This is a genomic window from Pseudoalteromonas umbrosa, from assembly GCF_030125375.1.
Classification (GTDB): Bacteria; Pseudomonadota; Gammaproteobacteria; order Enterobacterales; family Alteromonadaceae; genus Pseudoalteromonas; species Pseudoalteromonas umbrosa.
In genome coordinates this window covers 494,066-516,108 of sequence record NZ_JASJUU010000004.1, presented here as the reverse complement: position 1 = coordinate 516,108, position 22,043 = coordinate 494,066, and the positions used below count along the sequence as shown (strand labels likewise).

Below are 22,043 nucleotides of genomic sequence, written 5' to 3'. Positions count from 1 at the left end.
ACCGATAAACTAATTCAGCATTCTTGCCCGTTTAATCACACTCTCGGGCATTTTTTTTGCCAATTTTGCCAGTGCCATTTCTATTTGCTTATGTATTGCTTTATCAGCAACAACCGCGTGAAATAGCCAACGGTAAGCATCTTCATAATCTCTCGGGCTGCCAAACCCTTGATTAAATAATCCAACCAAACGTAGCTGTGCCTTTAAGTTACCAAGTGCAGCCGCTTCACGTAAATACACTATGGCCATGGCTTTATCTGCTTGTACAAGTTGACCGACATCATAATAACGCCCTAATTGCTCCAGTGCTGCCGCTAAGCCTTGTTGAGCAGCTTGGCGCATGTAATACAGCCCGAGTTCCACATCACGTTCAACACACACAGCATACGCTAACATATCACCATACAAAAATTGATACGAAGGCAGCCCCATTATTTCTGCTCGGGCTTCAATATCCTGTACCAATTGGCAATCATCTGCTTTTACTCGCTGTAGATGTTGGTTATTGTTGATTAAAGTGATCAATTCATCTTGCGTATATAAAGGAACAGCTTCAATTTGTTCATTGGCCAAAGCTTGTCCAGCGAAACTGAAACCGAACAGTAATAAAGGGAGTCGAAGTGTTTTAATCATAACTTTTAGCATTTAATATGAGTCTAAAAATATGAATACAAAAAGCGTACCAAATTATCATTGGAAGCTTATTTCAGGCATAAAAAAAGCTGCCGTAGCAGCTTTTTTTAAACTTTAATTATTCACCGAATGGGTTGCGAACAATCATAGTCTCTACACGGTCTGGACCTGTTGAAATAATATCAATTGGTACACCCGTAATTTCTTCTAAGCGCTTGATGTAATTGATTGCAGCTTCAGGAAGCTGTTCAACAGAAGTTGCACCGAACGTATTTTCGCTCCAACCTGGCATCTCTTCGTATACTGGTGTTACCTTCTCGTAACCTTCAGCAGCTAATGGCGTTACATTTGTAACCGTACCATCTTCAAGCTGGTAACCAGTACAGATCTTAATCGTCTCTATGCCATCAAGCACATCTAGCTTTGTTAGACAGAAGCCAGTGATACTGTTGATTTGAACTGCACGACGCATTGCAACGGCATCGAACCAACCAGTACGACGCAAACGACCTGTCGTTGCACCAAACTCATGGCCTTTTTCACCTAAGTGCTTACCAACTGGATCTTGTTTGTCTAGACCATCGTAAAGCTCTGTAGGGAAAGGACCTGAACCTACACGTGTTGTGTAAGCTTTAACAATACCAAGTACATAGTCTAGGTTTAGAGGACCAAAACCAGCACCTGTTGCTACACCACCTGCCGTTGTGTTCGAAGATGTAACATATGGGTATGTACCATGGTCGATATCAAGCAATGTACCTTGTGCACCTTCGAATAAGATGTTGTCACCTTTTTCGCGAGTCTGGTCAAGCAGCTCAGTAACATCAACAACCATTGACTTAAGGATTTCTGCAATTTCCATAGCATCATCATATGTCTTCTGGAAATCAACTGGCTCAACTTTGTAATAATGCTCTAGTGAGAAGTTGTGGTACTCAATAACTTCTTTAAGCTTTGCAGCGAATTGCTCAGGGTTAAATAGGTCGCCAACACGAAGGCCACGACGTGCAACTTTATCTTCGTAAGCTGGGCCGATACCACGACCTGTTGTACCGATTGCTTTGTTGCCACGTGCAAGTTCACGCGCTTGGTCTAGCGCAACATGGTAAGGAAGAATTAGAGGACATGCTTCACTGATAAGAAGGCGGTCACGTACTGGTACGCCGCGCTCTTCAAGCATTTTAACTTCTCTCATTAACGCATCAGGTGCTAGTACTACGCCGTTACCAATCACACACTTTACGTTGTCACGTAAAATACCTGATGGAATTAGGTGTAATACAGTTTTCTCACCATTAATTACCAAAGTATGGCCTGCGTTGTGTCCACCTTGATAGCGTACAACTAAAGAAGCCTTATCTGTTAGTAGGTCTACAACCTTACCTTTACCTTCGTCACCCCATTGGGTGCCTAATACAACGACGTTTTTACCCATTGCAATATCACTTAGAAAAAATTAGGCGCAGATTTTACCAGAAAAGGGAGGTAGAAATCACCCTGTTTCGGATGATTTTTCTTCAGTCAGTTTGATATTAGATAAAACTGTTTGAAATAAATACAAAAAAGCCCGACACAATGCGGGCTTTTTATTTCAATTAAATGACGTTACAAACTAAAAGGCTATTTACTGTCCTTTTGCTTCATATAGTCAAAGAACTCACTATCAGGCGAAAGTACCATCACATCGCTCTTGCTTGTGAATGTTTTCTTATATGCCTCTAAGGAGCGGATAAAACCGAAGAACTCAGGATCTTGGTTGTAAGCTTGCGCATAGATGTTTGCAGCTTCAGCATCACCTTCACCTCGTACAGTACGCGCATTACGTTCAGCATCTGCCAACATAACCGTCACGCGTCTATCAACCTCTGCACGAATTGTTTCCGCTTTCTCTTGACCTTCAGAGCGGTGCTCTTTTGCAACAGCAGTACGCTCAGCACGCATACGCTGGAAGATAGAATTACTTACTTCATTTGGTAAGTTAATCTGCTTCACACGTACATCCAGTACTTCAATACCTAGCTCTTGTGCACTTTCAGATGCCTGTACAAGTGCTTCTGCCATCAGCTCACTACGCTCACCAGATACAATCTCTTTAATAGTACGAGAACCAAAGTTTGTTCTTAGACCGTTGTTCACTTTTTGCTTAAGTAGTGTTTCTGCATATTGCTTATCACCACGCGCACGCAAGTAATAGTTTGAGAAGTCACTTACGCGCCATTTTACATAAGAGTCAACGATAAGGTCTTTTTTCTCACTTGTTACAAAGCGGTCAGGCGCGCCATCAAGTGTTTGAATACGCGCATCTAAGTGACGTACTTGACTGAAGAAAGGCACTTTAAGGTGTAAACCTGGTTCGTACACAACCGCGTTGTCTGAGCTGTCTTTTTGAACCTTGCTGAATAATAATACAATCGCTCTTTGTCCTTCAGTCACGACAAAGACTGAAGAGAACCCTAATAAGGCGAGAAGTATAAAAAAGATAAAACCAAAATTTCTCATCAATTATCTCCCGCTGTTAAAACGATCTTGTGAAAATCTATCACTGCTACTATTCACACTGCTATTTTGAGACTGACCCAGCGATTGACGTAACTGGTTAATGTCATTTCGACTTGGCAGGGTAACAGGCGAAGACGATTGAGATTGCTGCATGATCTTATCAAGTGGCAAGTACATCATGTTATTGCCGCCTTTCACATCAACGATAACCTTAGAACTACGGCCTAAGATTTCTTCCATCGTTTCGATATACAAACGCTCACGAGTTACTTGCTTTGCTGTTGCGTATTCAGGTAATAGCTTTTCAAAACGAGCTACCTCACCTTGTGCTTCCAGTATAATACGCTCTTTATAGCCTTCAGCCTCTTGAGTCATACGCGTCACTCGACCACGAGCTCTTGGCTCAATCTCTCTTGCATAGGCCTCAGCTTCACGGATGAAACGTTGCTCATCTTCTTGTGCAGCAATTGCATCATCAAATGCGTCTTTAACTTCTGCAGGTGGACGAGAGTCTTTAAAGTTAACGTCTGTGACGATTAAACCAAGATTATATGGCTCAATAATTTCGTTTAACTCGTCCCATGTACGTTGACGAACAAGTTCACGACCTGTTGTCAGTACTTGGTCCATACGAGAGTGACCAACAACATAACGCAGTGCGCTATCTAGCGCTTGTTGTAAACTGTGATCAGCATCAGTAACACTGAAACGATACAAAGTCGGGTCGACTACACGGTACTGAACTTCAAACTCAACACTCACCACGTTTTCATCTTCAGTTAGCATAAAGCCTGATGCTGACAATGAACGTACAGCCTCGATGTCAATTGGAATAACACGTTCAATGAAAGTCATTTTCCAACGTAAACCCGGCTCAGCGATGCGGTCAAATTGACCGAACTGCAGTACGATGCCTCGTTCGGCTTCTTTTACCGTGTAGATACCGCTCAGTGCCCATACAATTAAAGCAATGATGAAAATGAAGGTGATCCCTGCACCACCAATGCCGTTTTTGTTATTTCCTGGCTTGCCGCCAAATATTCCGCCGAATTTGTTGTTAAACTTGCGGAATACCTCGTCCAGATCTGGTGGCCCTTGATCTCGCCCGCCGCGATTTTTCCACGGGTCGTTATCATTGCCATTATTACCCGGTTCGTTCCAGGCCATAGCTATACTCCATTGTTATAAAATGAATTAAATTAAATCTAACAAAATTTGCCGCATTCTTATAGCGAATTAGGCTGAATTAGTAATTTTTTCAACTTTGAGCAATAAACTGCTCTATTTCCGGCCCTTGCTCTTTTTTCAACCGCTCCCAATCGGCTTGAGGCAGTCTCACATTAAGCAGCCAGTTACCTAACTCGTCATAACTCTCATCACAAACCGCATTCAGATTGAATAGCGCTCCGCGTAATTTTCCAAAAGCAGGAGGAACAACAAGCTGATTGCAAAACATCTTTTTTGCAAGCAATTCAGAGATTGCCTGTGACAGTAACTCAATACCTGTATTAGCCTGTGCTGATAGCCACACTCTAATTGGTACGCCATTTTCATCTCGATCGATCTTTGGCTGGATCTCTTCCACCAAATCTATTTTGTTATAAACCAAAAGCTGAGGGATCTCATCAGCTTCAATTTCTTCTAAAACCGATTGTACCTGTTCAATGTTCTCTTTTCTTCTTTGGTCAGCAACATCAACAACATGCAGTTGTAAATCTGCTTCACGCGTCTCTGTTAATGTTGCTTTAAACGCTGCAACGAGATCGTGAGGTAGATGTCTAATAAAACCAACAGTATCTGCTAAAATTACTGGCCCGACATCATCTATGTCTAGCTTACGCAGCGTAGGGTCGAGTGTCGCAAACAGCTGATCAGCAGCGTATACATCAGAGTTAGTAATTCGATTAAACAGCGTGGACTTGCCTGCATTCGTATAGCCAACCAGTGATACGGTCGGAATTTCATTTCGGCTTCTTGCTCTGCGCCCCTGTTCTCGAACCACAGCTACTTTGTCAAGCCTTTTTCGAATACTCTTAATACGTTCTCTGAGTAGTCGACGGTCCGTTTCTAACTGTGTTTCACCAGGGCCTCGTAAGCCAATACCACCCTTTTGCCTCTCTAAATGCGTCCAACCTCTAATAAGGCGTGTCGAAATATGCCTTAGCTGAGCTAACTCAACCTGCAACTTACCCTCGTGTGTTCGCGCACGCTGTGCGAAAATATCTAAAATAAGGGTCGTTCTATCAAGCACTCGACAGCGACAAACATGCTCTAAATTTCGCTCTTGAGAAGGACTGAGTTGGTGATTAAATATAATGACGTCTGCTTTATAAGTTCTGACAATCTCGGCAATTTCTTCTGCTTTACCCGTGCCAACAAATAGCTTGGGATGCGGTGCTTGACGGCTGCCTTGCACAACCGCCACGCTACTAACACCAGCAGAAGATACTAGCATTTCCAATTCTTGCAGATCTTCTCGATCTCCTTCGTTAGGAAACTCTATGTGCACTAAGACTGCCTGTTCGCCGGCTTCATAACGGTCAAACAAGCAATATGCTCCTAATATCTATTAAAAATTTCCATCTTCGTTTTGTTCTGCACTTTCATTTCCTTGTGTATTCTGGAAATTAACAGCTCTAGCAGGAACAACAGTTGAGATAGCATGTTTGTAAACCATCTGGTTTACGGTATTTTCAAGTAAAATTACAAATTGGTCAAAAGACTGGATTTTGCCTTGTAATTTGATGCCGTTAACTAAAAAAATTGAAACTGGAATGCGCTCACGACGCAAGACATTCAAAAACGGGTCTTGTAACGATTGGCCTTTTGCCATTTTCTTATCCTTCGTTCTAGGTGTTATTATGTTGAGTTAGTTGAATAAATTAAAACAAATTATTGGTTCAACTACTATTAGCTTAGCGAACTTAAAATTCGTTGCAAGTTTTCTTGCTCTCCGGTCTCTAGCCAAGTTACATTTGGCCAACTGCGAAGCCAGGTCAACTGTCGCTTTGCAAGTTGTCTGGTAGCGGCAATACCTCTGAATACCATTTCATCGTAATCGCATTCACCGCTTAAATGTTCCCACATTTGCCGATATCCTACACAACGGATAGAAGGCAAATCTGGATGCAAATCATCTCGATTATATAGGGTCAAAACTTCGTTTTTAAACCCTTGATCAAGCATTATTTTAAATCTTTCCTCAATTCGCTCATGCAATATTTTACGATCATTTGGCGCAATGGCAAACTGATAAAAAGTGTAAGGCAACTCAGGTTGTTTTTGCTTTTGCAATAACGACATGGGTTTACCAGTTATACGATACACCTCAAGCGCGCGATTAATTCGCTGCGAATCATTTTCAGATATTTTCGCAGCTGCTTCTGGGTCTATTTGCGCAAGCTCCTCGTGCAAAGCTGGCCAACCCTTTTCTGACGCTTCTTGCTCAAGTTTGGCTCGAACAACTTCTGATGCCTCAGGTAAAGGAGATAGTCCTTCTATGAGCCCTTTGAAATACATCATAGTGCCACCAACCAAAACGGGCACCTTGCCTTGTGAATGAAGCTTATCTATCAGAACAATCGCATCACGTCGGAAATCCGCAACTGAATAACTCTCTGCTGGATCGATCAAATCTATCAAGTGATGGGGGGCTTGAGCGAGCTCATCTGCATCAGGCTTCGCGGTACCAACATCCATCCCTTTGTATACTAGCGCAGAGTCAACACTGATAATCTCTGTATCTAAATGCTTACATAGCTCAATAGCCAGTGCAGTTTTTCCTGCTGCGGTTGGCCCCATCAGCGTAATAACGGGTTTATTCTGCAAACTAATACCCTTTTGGTAATAAATCTAAAATATATTTTGGCTCTATTTTAACGGCTTTTGCCATAATTGCCGCTCTGCTTTTTGGTTTTTTTAGCATTTTTTCGCGCACTTTTAGAAAATGCTGCGACGCAAAATAACCTTGTGGTGTATTTTTAAACAACCATTCAACCCAAAAGTCTAAATTATCCAACGTACTCTGATACTCAACACATGTCTCAACAAGCAAGGAAATACATTGGCCGACATCCAAGCTATAGAGGCTCACAGGTAACTTCTTCACCATAACATGCGAGTCTTGAAAGCTCAGTTCAAAGCCCAATAACGTCAACCAAGAGTTCACTTTTTCTAAACTATGCGCTTCTTGCTTGTTTTGGTTTACTCTCACAGGCAACAGCAAAGCTTTACCTAATAGCGTTCCATCCGTTTCGATTTGCTCCAGCCACAGCGGCAAAAGACCCTCACGAGTATGACCAACCAATAGCGTGTTTTCATCTTGTAGTAACACTGCACCTTCCGGTAAGGCCATCCAGTGTGTCTGTGTAATACACTCTTCAGTGTCGCCTTTTAAGACCTGAGTACTGTATGTCGACTCGACGTTCTTTACAGGACGATTGTCAGCTTCAGTTGTGAAAGCTTGATAAAGCTGATTAACATTAACTTGCTTCGTCTGACTAGAAGATGAACCTAATTCATTATTTGACGCCTGATAACTTGAACGACTAGTGCCGCTCGTTTGCCGCCTTCCGTTCTCAAAATTAGCAACACTTGAGCTTGGCATTGAAATATTAGGAGTAAGTGTTGCTGATGCTTCTCGTTGCAGCGGTGTCCGGTAGGATTGATGCTGCTCTTCTTGATGCGTCGTAATGTTTGGCTCATTGAGCGCAAGGCTAGGCTCAGGTGCTACCTCGTCATCGATATGGGTATAAGGCAAAGCTGAAGATCTAGGTTCTACAACTTGCTTTACAGCTTGAACAATAAAATCATGTACTAACCGAGCTTGGTGGAATCTCACCTCATGTTTGGCTGGATGAACATTCACGTCAACCTGTCTTGGGTCTAATTCAAGATAAATGACAAAACCAGGTGTCTCGGGACTGCCCGTCGCCTCTTCAAAAGCTTGTCTGATCGCGTGCAGAATCAGCTTATCTCGCATCATGCGACCATTCACATACGTGTATTGTGGCTGCGTATTACTACCAAGGGGCAATACCCACCCATATAGCTCTAACCCTTCATAACCGGATTCAATAAAGCTCGCTTCGCGCTGAAATACTCTCCCAGCAACTTGCGCAACCCTTTCGATACTGCGAGGATCTTGTTGCGCCCGATATTGACGCACCACCTTTTGATTATGTGTCAAGGTGATCGCCACATCAAAGCGGCTCAGCGCGATTCTTTTAACCAATTCATCAATATGGCTAAATTCTGTTTTTTCCGTACGCAGAAACTTCCGACGAGCCGGTGTATTAAAAAACAAATCTTTGACTTCAATTGTGGTCCCGTTTGGGTGCGCTGTCGGTTGAACTTGCACAGCCATATCCCGCCCTTCCGCACACGCTTGCCATGCTGTATCTTGAGATTCAGGCTTAGAGCTCAAAGTAAGCCTTGATACGGAGCTAATCGACGCAAGTGCCTCACCTCTAAAGCCCAAAGAAGCAATCGCTTCAAGATCGTCTAAATTTTTGAGCTTACTGGTTGCGTGTCGAGATAATGCCAGCGCCAATTCGTCTTTGTAAATTCCAGAGCCATTATCTCGAATCCGAATGAGCTTATGACCGCCTCGCTCTATTTCAACTTGGATACGGGTAGCACCTGCATCAATGCTATTTTCTACTAACTCTTTAACCACTGACGCAGGACGCTCAACTACTTCACCTGCTGCAATTTGGTTAGCCAGCCTCGCTGGTAAAATCTCAATAGCCATGTTTTACGCCCTGGGGATAGTCAACACTTGACCGATATGTAATACGTTATTCTTTAACCGATTAACACGCTTTAGCGCCGATACTGTGGTGCCATATCTCGCCGCTACAACACTTAAAGACTCTCCTCTTTTCACCTTATGCTTTAAAGGCTTTTTCTCTTTTAAGCGAGCAAATAAAGAGTCATCGGGCGGATTCTTTTGATAGTAGCGTTTAATGGCCGTAAATACGGCATTCGCCAACCGTTGTTGATGATAAGCAGTTTTTAATTGCTTTTCTTCTTGAGGGTTCGAAATAAAACCTGTTTCCACCAAAATTGAGGGTATATCAGGTGACTTTAACACCCCAAAGTTTGCAGCTTGCGGCCGCTTTTTATGTAACTTGGCGACTTTCTGTAACTCGTCCACCACTTTTTCAGCAACCTGAAATCCCGTTGTCATAGAGTGATCCATAGACATATCGAGTAGAGTTTTAGCTAGATACTTTTCGTTTGCAGTATCTTTAATCACTCCAGCAGCACCACCCAGTAATTGAGATTGCTTTTCCCTATTCTCCAGCCACTTACCAATTTCTGAATTGGCACGACGCAGTGATAAGGTCCACACTGAAGCCCCCCTTGGTCGGGGACTAGAAAATGCATCCGCATGAATTGAAACAAAGAAATCTGCACGTTTCTTTCTCGCTTTAGCTGTGCGTGTATTGAGTTTTAAAAAGTAATCCCCTGAGCGGGTCAATTGAGCCTTCATACCTGGCTGCTTATTGATTAACCTCTCAAGTCGCTTGGCTATTTGTAGCGTAATATGCTTTTCGTACGTGCCTGTTGGACCTATGGAGCCCGGATCTTGCCCACCGTGGCCAGCATCAATGGCAATAATGATATCTCTATCACGTTTATTATTTCGTTTTGTACTCGCTGTTTTAGTTACTGGCGGCTTTTTTTGTCCGTATAAATCGACAACCAATCTATCGGAGCTCTTGCCTGTTGGTGCCAAAGCAAAAATAACAGGCTTTGTTGGACGACTTAATTCAAATACAACTCGTGTACTACTGCGCTTTTTTGGTGAGCTATAACGCATCTTTTTAATGACACGATGTTGCTTAGGGATTGCAGGTAATTTGGGGAGTCGTTTTGTATTCTCAAAGTCAACCACAAGACGCAGTGGCTTTTGCAATACAAAATAGCTGAATTCAGGTTTTTTCGATAAATCAAACACCACTCGCGTACTTTCAGCCGATGGGCTAATTCGCACATTTTTTATGGTATTTTTTGCAAATGCCTGTGCTGCAAACATAAGCAGCACAAGCATTGTAACTAAATAGCTAAATTTAATGATAACACTACGCATAACTACCAATAGTCAGTAATACCTGCAACCCACGTTCATTATGCGCTTTTAAAGTCACCTTTCTCGCATCACCATCATAAGCAAGATAGATATCAATATCTGGTTCAGGAATAAAACCTTGACCCTTTTCTGGCCACTCAACGATACATACCGCATCAGCAGCAAAGTAATCACGGATCCCCATGAACTCAAGTTCCTCAGGGTCGCCTAAACGATACAAATCAAAATGGTAAACTGACTTTTCAGGTAATTCGTAGGGTTCTACGAGTGTATAGGTTGGACTTTTTACATTGCCCGTATGCCCAAGCCCCTGCACGATTCCGCGAGTCGTGGTCGTTTTACCAGCACCTAAATCACCGTGCATATAAAACACCGCACCTTCCACAATTGCAGATGCAAGCTTTTTACCTAACTCAACGGTCGCTTCTTCATTGGCCAAAGAAAGCGTTAAAGTACTGTTTTGGCTCATCCCATAATACCTCTAATATGGACAAATAAATCACTTGCTAACGTGCCAAGCTGCCCATCTCGAGCTGCCTGCTCAGCAGCAAGGCCATGAATATACACACCAAGCGTCGCCGCTTCAAATCGGCTTAGGCCCTGTGCTAATAAACCTGCGATTATACCAGATAATACATCACCCATCCCAGCACTAGCCATAGCAGAACATCCTGAGCGGTTAATATTTATTCTTTTCCCATCAACGATTAAGCTTCCGGGCCCTTTTAAAACAATACAAGCCGCATACTCTGCACTAAGTTGCTCGGCCATCTCGAACCGCTTGGAAGTGTTAAACGTTGAATTCCCCAATAGGCGCTTTGCTTCGCCAAAATGGGGGGTTAATATCGCACGATGCCATGGCAGATGAGATTGAGCAAGTAAGTTGAGCCCATCCGCATCACAAACAACTAATCCTTGGTATTTTTTTACCGCAGCATACATTTTTTTCGCCCATGCATCTTGACCAAGCCCTGGGCCAATCACTACGACATCTGCTTTATTGAGTAGGGCTTCCAATTCCGCAGCAATCGCAACACCATGCACCATTAATTCATAGCGGCCATGTAAAACAGCAGATTGATTTTCAGGGTGTGTCGCCACACTTACCAGCCCTGCCCCCGTCCTTAAGCAAGCCTCTGCGGCTAGCCTAATAGCCCCTGCCATGCCTTTTCCACCACCCACAAGTAACACATGGCCACATTGGTTTTTATAACTGTCTGCCGCTCGCACTGGGCGTAAAGAGCGTAAGTATTTGCCTCCGGGGTAACAACAATTGGTATGTGATAGTTCAGCAAATGCATCCGCAACCCCTAAGTCAGCCAGCAATAACTCACCACACAGGTTCGGTGCATTGCCAGTCAACATGCCTTGCTTCAGCGCGATAAATGTCAACGTGGTATCTGCTTGAAAGCTATCAGGAGATACTTCTGCCGTTGTGCCATTCACCCCGCTTGGAATATCAACCGCTAACTTCCACGCCTTACTAGATTTAAAATGGTTGAATGCTTCTTTAACCTGCTCAGGTAAATCTCCTCGAAACCCTGTGCCAAATACCGCATCAACAATGGCATCATAGCTATGGTCAATGCACGAGCGCAGCGACACCACGCGACCGCCACTACGACAAAACAGCTGATAAGCTTCTGCTGCATCACCTTTGAGTAAAGACGGTTCAAACAGCGCACACACAGTGACATGAATTTGCGCATGTAGACATCTCTTTGCAAGCATAAATCCGTCGCCTGCATTATTTCCTTTGCCTGTAAAAATTAAAATATTTTTGACAGCTCTATTGCGTGCTAATTCAAATAACGCGTGACCCGCTCGCTGCATTAATTCGCTTAATGTCGTACCTGAGTTGAGTGCTGCCTGTTCCTCATGCAGCTTTACCTCTTGGGCGCAATAAGCAATTTGTGGTAAATTATGAGTGTATTGACCTTGCAAAATAGACATTCCGTGAATAAAGCCATATCTACTATTAACTATACTGAACTTGCCGAAAAAATTAAGTGCTGGGGCAAAGAATTAGGCTTTGCTGAAGTTGGGATCACCGATATTAACCTCAGTGAGCATGAAAAGCAGCTCCAACGCTGGCTGGATTTAGGGTATCACGGGGAGATGGAGTATATGGCAGCACATGGTATGAAACGTGCTCGCCCAGCAGAGTTAGTGCCTGGTACAAAAAGCATCGTCTCAGTAAAAATGAACTACCTCCCACCTGATGCCAGTTTTGCTCGCGCCTTAAAAAATAGCACAACCGCTTATATCAGCCGCTATGCACTCGGGCGCGATTATCACAAAGTTTTGCGCAACCGACTAAAAAAATTGGGCCAACGTATTGAGCAAGAAGTTGGCCAATACGGTTTTCGTCCATTCGTCGACTCAGCGCCCGTGCTTGAAAGGCAGATCGCCGAAAAAGCTGGTCTTGGCTGGCGCGGTAAAAATAGTTTACTTATTCATAAACAAGCCGGTTCATGGTTTTTTCTTGGCGAGTTATTTGTCGATTTACCGCTTCCACCTGACCAAAAACAGGTAGAAGAAGGGTGCGGAAAGTGCAACGCCTGCATTAGCTTATGTCCTACAGGGGCGATTGTAGAGCCTTATGTTGTCGATGCCAGACGCTGCATTTCTTATCTTACGATTGAGCTACAAGGCGCTATTCCTGAAGAATTTCGCCCCTTATTAGGCAACCGAATTTATGGATGCGACGACTGCCAGCTCGTCTGCCCTTGGAATCGTTTTGGACAATTGACCGACGAAGAAGACTTTCACCCAAGGAAGACGCTTAAAGACCGAGAGCTATTAGAATTGTTTGCATGGGATGAGAGTACCTTCTTAAAAAATACCGAGGGCAGCCCAATAAGACGGATAGGCCATGAAAGATGGCAACGTAATTTAGCTGTTGGACTTGGCAATGCAAATTATGACGAGCAAATAATCGCCGCACTCACTGAAAAACTGCCACATGTGAGTGAGCTGGTTCAAGAGCATATATACTGGGCACTTGAACAGCAAAGGCTCAAACTACATGATGAACGTAAAAAAGCACGCCTCATTCGCATCGTTGAAAAAGGCTTGCCTCGGGACGCCTAAGCAAAGCACAACAGTTATCATTGCTCATCCGTTGTCAAATTGCATAGATCATGCTCAATCTCTGCAAATGCATCTTTGACTTGGGCAATGGCTTCTTCTCTTGCAACTGAGCTTTGAATTGCTTCATCAATGTGGGTAAAAATAAACACCTCTTGGTCTTCATCTAGTCCCATGGAAGGGATCCGAGACTCAAATAACTCTTGCAGCCGTTTAAAAATAGCTTCATTTTGAGAGCGGTTATTATTCAACATCGACAATAGACCGGTAAACTTACTATGGATCGTTTTTATCGCACTATTGAGTTCTCGCTGTTGGTTTATCAATGTATTTTTAGTCAATATAGATAACAATTGCTGTTCAGTAACACTGACAATAAAGCAAATGTGATCACGTATACGTCCATGTTTATCAGGATCATCTGACGGCATATTGAGTATGAGTACACTTAACAGCTCATAATTCACCAAAATTCGATTGGTGAATTCATGTAGCCGCCCTTTAGAGTGTAAAATCTCAAATAACTCTACCACAATTGGTGAGCATAGCCCGGCGGTAGCAAAATGCAGTTTATCAGTATCAACTCGCATCTCGATATTGCAACTCAAGCCGAAATTTGCGAGACAGTTAATCAATGCATTTGCCAACTCAGAAACATCTTGGATAGTACCAACCTGCTCGACAAAATTTACAATTTGCCCCATTTCGCTGCTTGTTGCCATCGCACTGAAAGCGGTTGTGGTCGCATCTTCTATTTGCTGCTCCAGAATATCTTTTTCTAACAGCATTTGCCCTAAATGCAGTAATTTTGCCTTGAGCTCACTATGACCAAATGGTTTGACAATATAATCTTCTGCGCCAACGGAATATCCTTCCATGCGCTCTTCAACCGAGCCTCTGGCAGAGACAAACATCACAATAATATGACTCAAGCTTGGATTGGCTTTGATCGCTTTACATACTTCATAGCCGCTCATTTGCGGCATACTCACATCCAGTAATATGACTTGTGGGTCATAAGACTCAACAATCTCAAGACATTCTTGTCCACTGGTGGCAGTTTGCACTTCAAAGTCTAAATCTTCTAAGATTTCTTCAATAATTTCGAGGTTAAATGGCTCATCGTCCACTGCTAAAATTCTTTGTAATGCCATAATTTAAGTTCCTTGTGCTCCTTTCCTATAGTTATAGTCACTGATTTAGCTTGTCGCTAGTCACCCTTCAAATTGGGTAGCTCAACAACAAATTCAGCACCGCCACTTTCGCTATTTCGTGCATAAATACAGCCTTTGTGTAACAGCACAAACTCTTTACAGATCGCTAAGCCTAGCCCAGTCCCGCCAGCCCCACTATTGGTCTTGCTGCTTTGTGCGAATTTATCAAAAATATGCTCCAGTTCATCACTTGGGATCCCAACCCCTTGGTCGCAAATCGTTAAACAAATTTGCTCTTCTCTTTTCGATAAATAGACTTCAACATGGCTCTGCTTTGGGCTAAATTTTAGTGCATTGCCAAGTAAGTTCCTGACTACTTGGACCATTTGGTCTCTATCACACTCGATGTTTACCCCAGACTCTGGCGCATGCAAATTGATAGAAATACACTTTTCCATTGCCAGCCCAGACACATCTTCTACTCCTTCAGCAAGAATAGATACAAAGTTATGTTTTGCCGGATTAAATGGAAAGCGTCCAGCATCCAACTTAGATAAATCGAGTAAGTTATTTAATAACAACAACAACCTTTCGCCACTGGTTTCAATACGCGATAGATATTTGGTTAACTTTTCTATCGGCGCTTCATTTACCGCTAATTTATCTAGTCCAAAACGGGCAAAACTTAAAATAGAGTGCATTGGCGTGCGCAATTCATGAGACATATTAGCTAAAAACTCAGACTTACTAATGTTAGCGCGCTCAGCAGCCTCTTTAGCTGATTGCAACTGCGATGTTCTTGCTTGTACTTCTGCTTCTAATACTTCTTTGGCTTCCTCTAACAACTGTTGCTTGCGCTTTAAATGGGCAACATTTTTAAAAATAGCAGCTAGCGCAATCTCACCATGATGATCAATTTCGATGAAGGTTCCCATCAACGGAATCGACAAGCTATCTTGTCTCGGCAGCACTAAGTCACAATCGAAATGCCTTGCGATTAGACCTGTTTCAATTCGACTTTTCAGCGCTTCCACAGACTGACGCTCAAATAAATTAAAAATAGAATGTGACTCGAGTTCTTGTGCATTGAGTCCAAATAAGTTTAAACACGCATCATTTGCTTCAATCACAAATCCTTTGAGATTGAACAACATAATAGGGTCTGGGGTATGTTTATAAATAACGCGTAGCAAACTATCGCGCTCAATTAATGCATCTACGGTATCTTGCAAACGCTCTACTAATTCTTGGTTATGTCGACGTAGCAGCTCCGTTTGCCAAAGCTTGTGTAGCGATTGCAAGAGCGCATTTTCATCAACGGGTTTTGTTAATACATCTTCAACCCCCTGACGTATGGCTTTTAACGTATCTACCTGACTTTCTCGAGAGGTCATTAATAAGCAGCGACAGTTGATGTGATACAAGCGCACTTGCTCAAAAACATCCAACCCAGTTTCATCAACTAAATTGAAATCACAAATTAATAAATCAAAATGATGACTCTTTGCTAACAGCCCCGCCTCTTTTGAATTAGTTGCCGTTTTAACATCGAGCTGTGCCCCACGCAAGCTGATAGACAGTTGCTTGAGTCGTGTTGACATATGATCAACCAGTAATACTTTAGGTAGCAATAATTGTGCTTGTTCGCCAATTTCTAGAACCCGCTCTAACAATCCTGTGATTTCTTTATTACCAAAAAATGGGTAAATAACTATCGCGTTGGAAAGCACTCTATTGAGTTGGCTAAATGCAGTGAGGTGCTCGGAGTTTTCAGGCTTGGGCGCTAGTAGAATGATTTTTTCATGCTGACTCAGCTCATCTAAAATCTCAAAATACTCTGGCGGGATCCCGTGTGCTATCGCAATAACGTCAAAATGTGAAAAACAAGTTTGACTGTCTAGCGTTTCATAATGAATGTGCTCAACTTCACTGCCCAACAGTTCAAACAACACCTTAATGCGCATAGCTAGCACACTATTACTGTCTATGATCAATACCTTATTTGACATGGCGACACCCTTTTTCCGTGGTATCGATTAGTGTAGCCCAAATTAGCAAATACAAAGGACTAATCAAACATACATCACTGTAAAGGCGCTTACATATACCACTTTAAAGCCACTCCTGACTTGAATACCCTTACCAATATAGAGTAATAACTCTTTATCATCTTTTGTGATAATCTAATTATGATTTATATGGACTCGGATATAATGAGCAATTTATCGCACGACGCATAAAAGCGGGCCCTAATTTTCCAGCAAAATGAACTATTTCTTTTGTCACTCGTAAATAAAAATAAACAACGGAACTTATCATGCTAAAAAGAACGATTATCAGCCTTGCTTTTGCGCTGACCAGCCCTTTCACTTTTGCAAATTGTAACGACTTTACTGATGTTGATGTTAGAAAGTTGCGATCTCAAGAAACGGTAAACCTGTGCCAGTTTAAAGGCAAGCCTTTACTTCTGGTTAATACGGCAAGCAACTGTGGGTTCACAGGTCAATTTAAAGATCTTGAGGCACTTCACCAAAAATATAAAGACAAAGGTCTAGTGGTTGTCGGGTTCCCTTCAGATGATTTCTTCCAAGAAGAAAATGATGAAGCAGATACCGCAAAAGTGTGTTTCATCAATTATGGCGTGACATTTACGATGATGGCAACGAGCCCAGTGCGCGGGGATGATGCCAATCCTATTTTTAAGCATCTGGGAGAACAAGTAGGTTCACCAAAATGGAATTTTTATAAGTATCTCGTCTCTGCAGATAGAAAAGAAATTCAACGCTTTGGTAGCCGTACTAAACCACTGTCTGATGAGCTAACCAATGCAATTGAAAAGCAAATCAGGTAAAAGCATGCGTTTTTACCACTTTTGCATTAGAATAAGGTATGAATAAAAATCAGGCAAGGCATGGAGAGAAGATGACATTAGCAAGTGCAAGACATATTTTAGTAGATAGCGAAGCACAATGTTTAGAATTAAAGCAGCGGATCGCAGGCGGTGAAGACTTTGCAGACTTAGCAAAAGAGTTTTCTAATTGTCCATCAGGGCAAGATGGTGGCGCACTTGGTGAGTTTGGTCCAGGAATGATGGTACCGGAATTTGACAAGGTCGTATTTTCTGCCCCGTTAAATGAAGTGCAGGGACCTGTACAAACACAGTTTGGGTATCACCTGCTCGAGGTGACTTCTCGTCAGGATTAAACAGTGAAAGGGTAGTGAATAAACTACCCTTACCTCTAAAAAGTTCATCACAGTCAAAAATATATAATATCAACTTCCCTCTAACTCAAAACCATGTCGTGCTACACTCATATGCAAATAATTTATGAGGGAACACACTGTGATTTTATACGGCTCCGATACATCTCCATATGTCAGAAGATTAAGAATCTATTGTGGTATTCACAATCTCACTGTCGATTATAAGGCCATTGATATCTTCAATACACAAGACAGAGAAATACTCATCAAGCATAATCCAGCGCGTAAAATCCCATTTTTAATCAGCGCTGATCAGCCGATATGTGATTCAAATGTGATTGTCAGATATCTACAAGATAAATTTTCTCTACCGCATTTAAATTGGCAGCAAGAAAATTTACTCACTACCATCAACGCCTGTAATGACTCACTAGTCGAGATACTTTTGGGTCAACGCTCAGGGTTTGACACCCAAGCAGACGTTTTATTTTTTAATTTACAACGAGAGCGTATAACTGAAACATTGGCTTATTTAGATAAGCAATGTGCAACAGACGTATTTTTGAACTGCGAGTATTTGCAGATCAGTTTATACTGCTTGCTAGACTGGATCCGATTCAGAGACCTAGCTGATATTAGCCATTTACATGGGTTAATCTCGCATCTAGAAACATGGCAGCAAAATAAATTCGCCCAAGAAACGGATCCCCGCAGTTAATTTTTTACTGGTAACTAATATGAATGATCTTGAATTAGAATCTGAAGTGGTCAGCTTTGTCACTGCCGTTAAACAAAGTGAGCAATTATGGGCACTGGGTGCTGAAGATGGCGGTTTTGTCATTGTTGAATCAAATCAATTTGAGGAATCTGATGTTTTGCTATTGTGGGGTGACGAAGCCGCTGCACAAGCACAATGTAAAGATGAATGGGAAGAGTTTAAACCCATTGCTATCGACCTAGATCCATTCCTTGACGAATGGGTTGAGGATTTAAGAGATGACAGCGCACTGGTTGGTATTAATTGGAATGATGACAATGTATGCGTTGAAATTGAACCTGTTAGTCTAGCTCGCGCACTCGCTGACTAAAGCAATAAGCGTCCCTTCTATTGCGCGTACGTATGCTTGTATATGTACGCCCTTTTGACACGGTGCAGATAAAGGCTCAGCGCCAGCTGCAACTGCCTTATCATAACAGCTCGATACATTTTCACATCCGAGCGTCAACTCAAACCCGAGAGCTGGTTGCTTTGGTTGAGAGCGAATATACGTTTGCTTAAACTGAGACTGTGCAACAGGATGCGTCGCAAACGCAAGTAAGACATTACCTGTATCCAACTCTCCATAGTCACCATTCTCTGTTACAGAGTGCGCACTGAGTCCAAATGCTTGAAAGTAAAAATCTAAAACCTCTTCGACATCATCTACATAAATGACTGTTTTAAGAAAATGCATCACAACAATATGTTAAACAAATATATCATTAATAAAGCATAATTAATGAGCAGCGTAAAGCCTACGTTCAATTCAATGATACTAATTTGCTAGCTCAGCAGAAGTAAAATAAGCTGTTGATACACATACGCATTAAAAGCGAGGTATGGTAGAAGTGAAAATGGCGCATTACGCGCCATTAATTATGTTTTGTTTCTCTGCTCTTTCGTAAACGCTCGCAGTTTACGTTTTTGCGATAAGGTCATTTTATTAGTTCGACCTGAGTACGGGTTATCCCCTTCTCTAAACTCGATTTTTATTGGTGTACCCATAATATTCAACGCTTTTCGATAATAGTTCATCAAATAACGTTTATAGCTATCCGGCAAATCATGCACCTGGTTACCATGGATAACAATCCTAGGTGGATTATAACCACCGGCGTGAGCATATTTAAGCTTAACACGACGACCACGAACTAGAGGTGGTTGGTGATCTGCTTGAGCCATATCCATAATACGTCTAAGCATCGCGGTGCTAACACGCTTGGTAGCTGACTCGTAAGCCTCATCAACTGACTCAAATAAATGGCCAACACCCGTGCCATGTAACGCAGAGATAAAGTGTAATCTAGCAAAGTCAATAAAACCTAAACGACGGTCCAATTCTGACTTAATACGCTCTTTGACATAGTTGTCCAAGCCATCCCATTTGTTCACAGCAATGACCAGTGAACGACCAGAATTTAGCGCGAAGCCTAGTAGGCTTAAGTCTTGATCAGAAATACCTTCTCTTGCATCAACCACCAACAGGATCACATTCGCGTCTTCAATTGCTTTCAGTGTTTTGATCACTGAAAACTTCTCAACCACATCACTGACTTTTTTACGCTTACGAACACCTGCTGTATCGATTAACACGTACTCTCGGTCGTTGCGCGTCATCGGGATATAAATAGAATCTCGCGTTGTACCTGGCATGTCATATACAATAACACGCTCCTCACCTAGAATACGGTTTGTTAGAGTTGACTTACCTACATTCGGACGTCCAATAATCGCCAGTTTTACCGGCTTATCTTCAAAGCCTGTTTTGCCCTCTTCTGGCGCTTCTTCGCCTTCAAGGTAAAGCTCAGCAACACTTTCATCATCTTGTTCAATGTCATCCTCTTGCTGTGCAAGTTCTGCAATCGTTGGACCAAGTGTCGCATCCAGTAATTGTGTAACTCCACGCCCATGCGCAGCTGCAATTTGATGAATATCACCCAAAGCAAGTTGATAAAACTCAGCACAACTAGAATCAGCGTCTATGCCATCTGTTTTGTTAGCAACAATGAAACTTTTCTTTTCTTGCTTCCTTAAATGCTGTGCAATGGCTTGATCAGCAGCTGTCATACCAGCACGAGCATCAACTAAAAACAGAACAACATCAGCTTCTTCAATCGCCAAAAGCGACTGCTCAGCCATCTCCGTTTCAATGCCTTCTTCACTGCCATCAATACCACCAGTATCAACAACAATGAATTCGTAACCATCGTAATCAGCCTGACCGTATTTACGATCGCGTGTTAGACCTGGAAAGTCGGCAACAAGTGCGTCACGAGTACGCGTTAAACGATTAAATAATGTGGACTTACCCACATTTGGTCGCCCTACCAGAGCGATCACAGGAAGCATAGACTACCTCTTCTTTAAACAACAAAAGGCTTCGCAGTGCGAAGCCTTACTAAAACCTTTACGTCAGGGATGATTAAGGGATTTTTATCGCACTGATCTCACCATCTCTGGTGTATACGATCAACTTATCATCAACGATAATCGGCTCAACAAAAAAGCCAGAGCTATCAAACTCTTGTCTAGAAACCAAATCACCTGTTTGCTTATCAAGCCAGTGCAAGTTGCCTTCCTGATCACCCACTACAACATAATTACCAGCAACCGCTGGTGCAGTTAGATACCAGCCTCTTAAGCCAGCTTGACTCCAACGTTCGGTACCTGAGTCTTTATCTAGAGCATAGAGCACACCATCACTATCTACCAAGTAAATAGTATTTAATTCAATCGCTAAATCACGATAGCTACTGTACTCACGATCCCAAACTACATTGCCATTACGCACATCAATGGCTGCAAGCTTGCTATTATACGCTATCGTGTAAACATACGCACCGGATACAACAGGTTTTGTATCAACATCAACCAAGCGTTCGAACTCAGACGCACCTTCCGCCAGTGCAACATCTGTGCTCCAGGCTGTGAATCCGCTCTCAGCGATCAGTACGCTCAGCTTACCGCTTTCTTCACCAATCAGCACACCGCCATTAGCAGAAGTAGGTGAACTCAAACCACGAAGTGTTAAAGCTGGCACTTCTTGCTCATAGCTCCAACGCTCTTCACCTGTATCTGGGTGCAAAGCAAGTAACTTACCCGAGCCCAAGTTGACATAAACTAAGCCATCACCGGCACTTGGCGAAGATAACGCTTCACCTGGTACCGACTTACGCCAGACTAATTCGCCAGTTTCGCGGTCAAGGGCAATTACCTCACCATGCTCTGAGCCAATGTATATTTTGCCATACGCTTGCAAAATACCACCTGATAACTTCGCGGAGTCATCGTCAGCCCAAGGCCAAATTGAGGAGTCTTGTCGTGTATCAATTTCCCACAACTGATCACCATTTTCTGAGTTATATGCTGCGACTCGCCCTTTTCGCTCTGCAGCAAAAATACGGTCGCCATGCGCGGTTGGCGTCAAACGCGAAAAATAATGCTCAACGCCATCACCCAGTGATTCTTGCCAAACTGTCTGAGGTTCAAATTGATTGACAATTTCAGGGAGCACCAGCTCTTCTTCATCATCACTCGATGAACAACCCATTAACGATGCCATACACAATGCCAGTGAGGCCATTGTCAACTTCTTCATGGCTACTCC

General features: G+C 42.7%; 21 protein-coding genes. 5 read left to right on the top strand and 16 right to left on the bottom strand.

What is annotated here, in order from left to right; translation table 11 throughout:
* Positions 1–9 precede the first annotated feature (9 nt).
* The 11 genes from QNM16_RS16950 to QNM16_RS16900 all read right to left on the bottom strand — a co-directional run bounded on the left by QNM16_RS16950 (position 10) and on the right by QNM16_RS16900 (position 12,181).
* On the bottom strand, positions 10–633 hold the full coding sequence (locus tag QNM16_RS16950; protein WP_284021600.1) for a tetratricopeptide repeat protein: 624 nt from the start codon (positions 631–633) through the stop codon (positions 10–12).
* 118 nt (positions 634–751) lie between these two features.
* Positions 752–2,068, bottom strand: coding sequence for an adenylosuccinate synthase (locus QNM16_RS16945; protein ID WP_046357992.1), 1,317 nt, complete (start codon positions 2,066–2,068; stop codon positions 752–754).
* A 185-nt stretch (positions 2,069–2,253) separates the two neighbouring features.
* Positions 2,254–3,132: a protease modulator HflC gene (gene hflC / locus QNM16_RS16940; protein WP_284021599.1), complete on the bottom strand. Its 879-nt coding sequence runs from the start codon at positions 3,130–3,132 to the stop codon at positions 2,254–2,256.
* Between the two features lie 3 nt (positions 3,133–3,135).
* Positions 3,136–4,299, bottom strand: a complete 1,164-nt coding sequence (gene hflK / locus QNM16_RS16935; protein ID WP_284021598.1) for an FtsH protease activity modulator HflK — start codon at positions 4,297–4,299, stop codon at positions 3,136–3,138.
* A gap of 91 nt (positions 4,300–4,390) precedes the next feature.
* On the bottom strand, positions 4,391–5,680 hold the full coding sequence (gene hflX / locus QNM16_RS16930; protein WP_237138443.1) for a ribosome rescue GTPase HflX: 1,290 nt from the start codon (positions 5,678–5,680) through the stop codon (positions 4,391–4,393).
* 21 nt (positions 5,681–5,701) lie between these two features.
* Positions 5,702–5,965, bottom strand: a complete 264-nt coding sequence (gene hfq / locus QNM16_RS16925) for an RNA chaperone Hfq (RefSeq protein WP_284021597.1) — start codon at positions 5,963–5,965, stop codon at positions 5,702–5,704.
* A 77-nt stretch (positions 5,966–6,042) separates the two neighbouring features.
* Complete coding sequence (miaA, locus tag QNM16_RS16920) at positions 6,043–6,960, bottom strand: tRNA (adenosine(37)-N6)-dimethylallyltransferase MiaA (protein ID WP_284021596.1); 918 nt, start codon at positions 6,958–6,960, stop codon at positions 6,043–6,045.
* 1 nt (position 6,961) lies between these two features.
* Entirely contained in the window at positions 6,962–8,884 is a 1,923-nt protein-coding gene (gene mutL / locus QNM16_RS16915; RefSeq protein WP_284021595.1) for a DNA mismatch repair endonuclease MutL, read from the bottom strand.
* A 3-nt stretch (positions 8,885–8,887) separates the two neighbouring features.
* Positions 8,888–10,228, bottom strand: a complete 1,341-nt coding sequence (locus QNM16_RS16910; RefSeq protein WP_284021594.1) for an N-acetylmuramoyl-L-alanine amidase — start codon at positions 10,226–10,228, stop codon at positions 8,888–8,890.
* Entirely contained in the window at positions 10,221–10,697 is a 477-nt protein-coding gene (gene tsaE, locus QNM16_RS16905; protein ID WP_284021593.1) for a tRNA (adenosine(37)-N6)-threonylcarbamoyltransferase complex ATPase subunit type 1 TsaE, read from the bottom strand. The genes QNM16_RS16910 and tsaE overlap by 8 nt, the downstream gene beginning before the upstream one ends.
* Entirely contained in the window at positions 10,694–12,181 is a 1,488-nt protein-coding gene (locus QNM16_RS16900) for an NAD(P)H-hydrate dehydratase (protein WP_284021592.1), read from the bottom strand. Before QNM16_RS16900 ends, tsaE begins: the two co-directional genes overlap by 4 nt.
* Before the next feature lie 3 nt (positions 12,182–12,184).
* On the opposite strand from QNM16_RS16900, the gene queG reads away from it, so the two are divergent.
* Entirely contained in the window at positions 12,185–13,321 is a 1,137-nt protein-coding gene (gene queG / locus QNM16_RS16895) for a tRNA epoxyqueuosine(34) reductase QueG (RefSeq protein WP_417710117.1), read from the top strand.
* Positions 13,322–13,338: 17 nt separating this feature from the next.
* Here the strand turns inward: queG and QNM16_RS16890 are convergent, their stop codons facing one another.
* Together QNM16_RS16890 and QNM16_RS16885 are read right to left on the bottom strand one after the other, a co-directional pair.
* Positions 13,339–14,472 (bottom strand): response regulator, encoded by a 1,134-nt coding sequence (locus QNM16_RS16890; protein WP_284021591.1) that lies wholly within the window; start codon positions 14,470–14,472, stop codon positions 13,339–13,341.
* Between the two features lie 56 nt (positions 14,473–14,528).
* Positions 14,529–16,481: an ATP-binding protein gene (locus QNM16_RS16885; RefSeq protein ID WP_284021590.1), complete on the bottom strand. Its 1,953-nt coding sequence runs from the start codon at positions 16,479–16,481 to the stop codon at positions 14,529–14,531.
* Positions 16,482–16,789: 308 nt separating this feature from the next.
* Between QNM16_RS16885 and QNM16_RS16880 the strand changes: the two genes are divergently transcribed.
* The 4 genes from QNM16_RS16880 (at position 16,790) to QNM16_RS16865 (ending at position 18,764) form a co-directional block, all read left to right on the top strand.
* The gene (locus tag QNM16_RS16880; RefSeq protein WP_284021589.1) at positions 16,790–17,323 is read left to right on the top strand and encodes a glutathione peroxidase; all 534 of its coding nucleotides are present in this window, start codon (positions 16,790–16,792) and stop codon (positions 17,321–17,323) included.
* A 71-nt stretch (positions 17,324–17,394) separates the two neighbouring features.
* A complete protein-coding gene (locus QNM16_RS16875) occupies positions 17,395–17,676 on the top strand; it encodes a peptidylprolyl isomerase (protein ID WP_063360954.1) in 282 nt (93 codons plus the stop codon).
* Positions 17,677–17,815: 139 nt separating this feature from the next.
* Entirely contained in the window at positions 17,816–18,394 is a 579-nt protein-coding gene (locus tag QNM16_RS16870) for a glutathione S-transferase family protein (protein ID WP_284021588.1), read from the top strand.
* A 19-nt stretch (positions 18,395–18,413) separates the two neighbouring features.
* Positions 18,414–18,764, top strand: coding sequence for a DUF2750 domain-containing protein (locus tag QNM16_RS16865; RefSeq protein WP_284021587.1), 351 nt, complete (start codon positions 18,414–18,416; stop codon positions 18,762–18,764).
* Here the strand turns inward: QNM16_RS16865 and QNM16_RS16860 are convergent.
* The 3 genes from QNM16_RS16860 to bamB all read right to left on the bottom strand — a co-directional run bounded on the left by QNM16_RS16860 (position 18,741) and on the right by bamB (position 22,034).
* Complete coding sequence (locus tag QNM16_RS16860; protein ID WP_063360957.1) at positions 18,741–19,130, bottom strand: VOC family protein; 390 nt, start codon at positions 19,128–19,130, stop codon at positions 18,741–18,743. The genes QNM16_RS16865 and QNM16_RS16860 overlap by 24 nt on opposite strands.
* A 182-nt stretch (positions 19,131–19,312) precedes the next feature.
* On the bottom strand, positions 19,313–20,785 hold the full coding sequence (gene der, locus QNM16_RS16855) for a ribosome biogenesis GTPase Der (RefSeq protein WP_284021586.1): 1,473 nt from the start codon (positions 20,783–20,785) through the stop codon (positions 19,313–19,315).
* Between the two features lie 73 nt (positions 20,786–20,858).
* On the bottom strand, positions 20,859–22,034 hold the full coding sequence (gene bamB / locus QNM16_RS16850; protein ID WP_284021585.1) for an outer membrane protein assembly factor BamB: 1,176 nt from the start codon (positions 22,032–22,034) through the stop codon (positions 20,859–20,861).
* Positions 22,035–22,043: the final 9 nt, after the last annotated feature.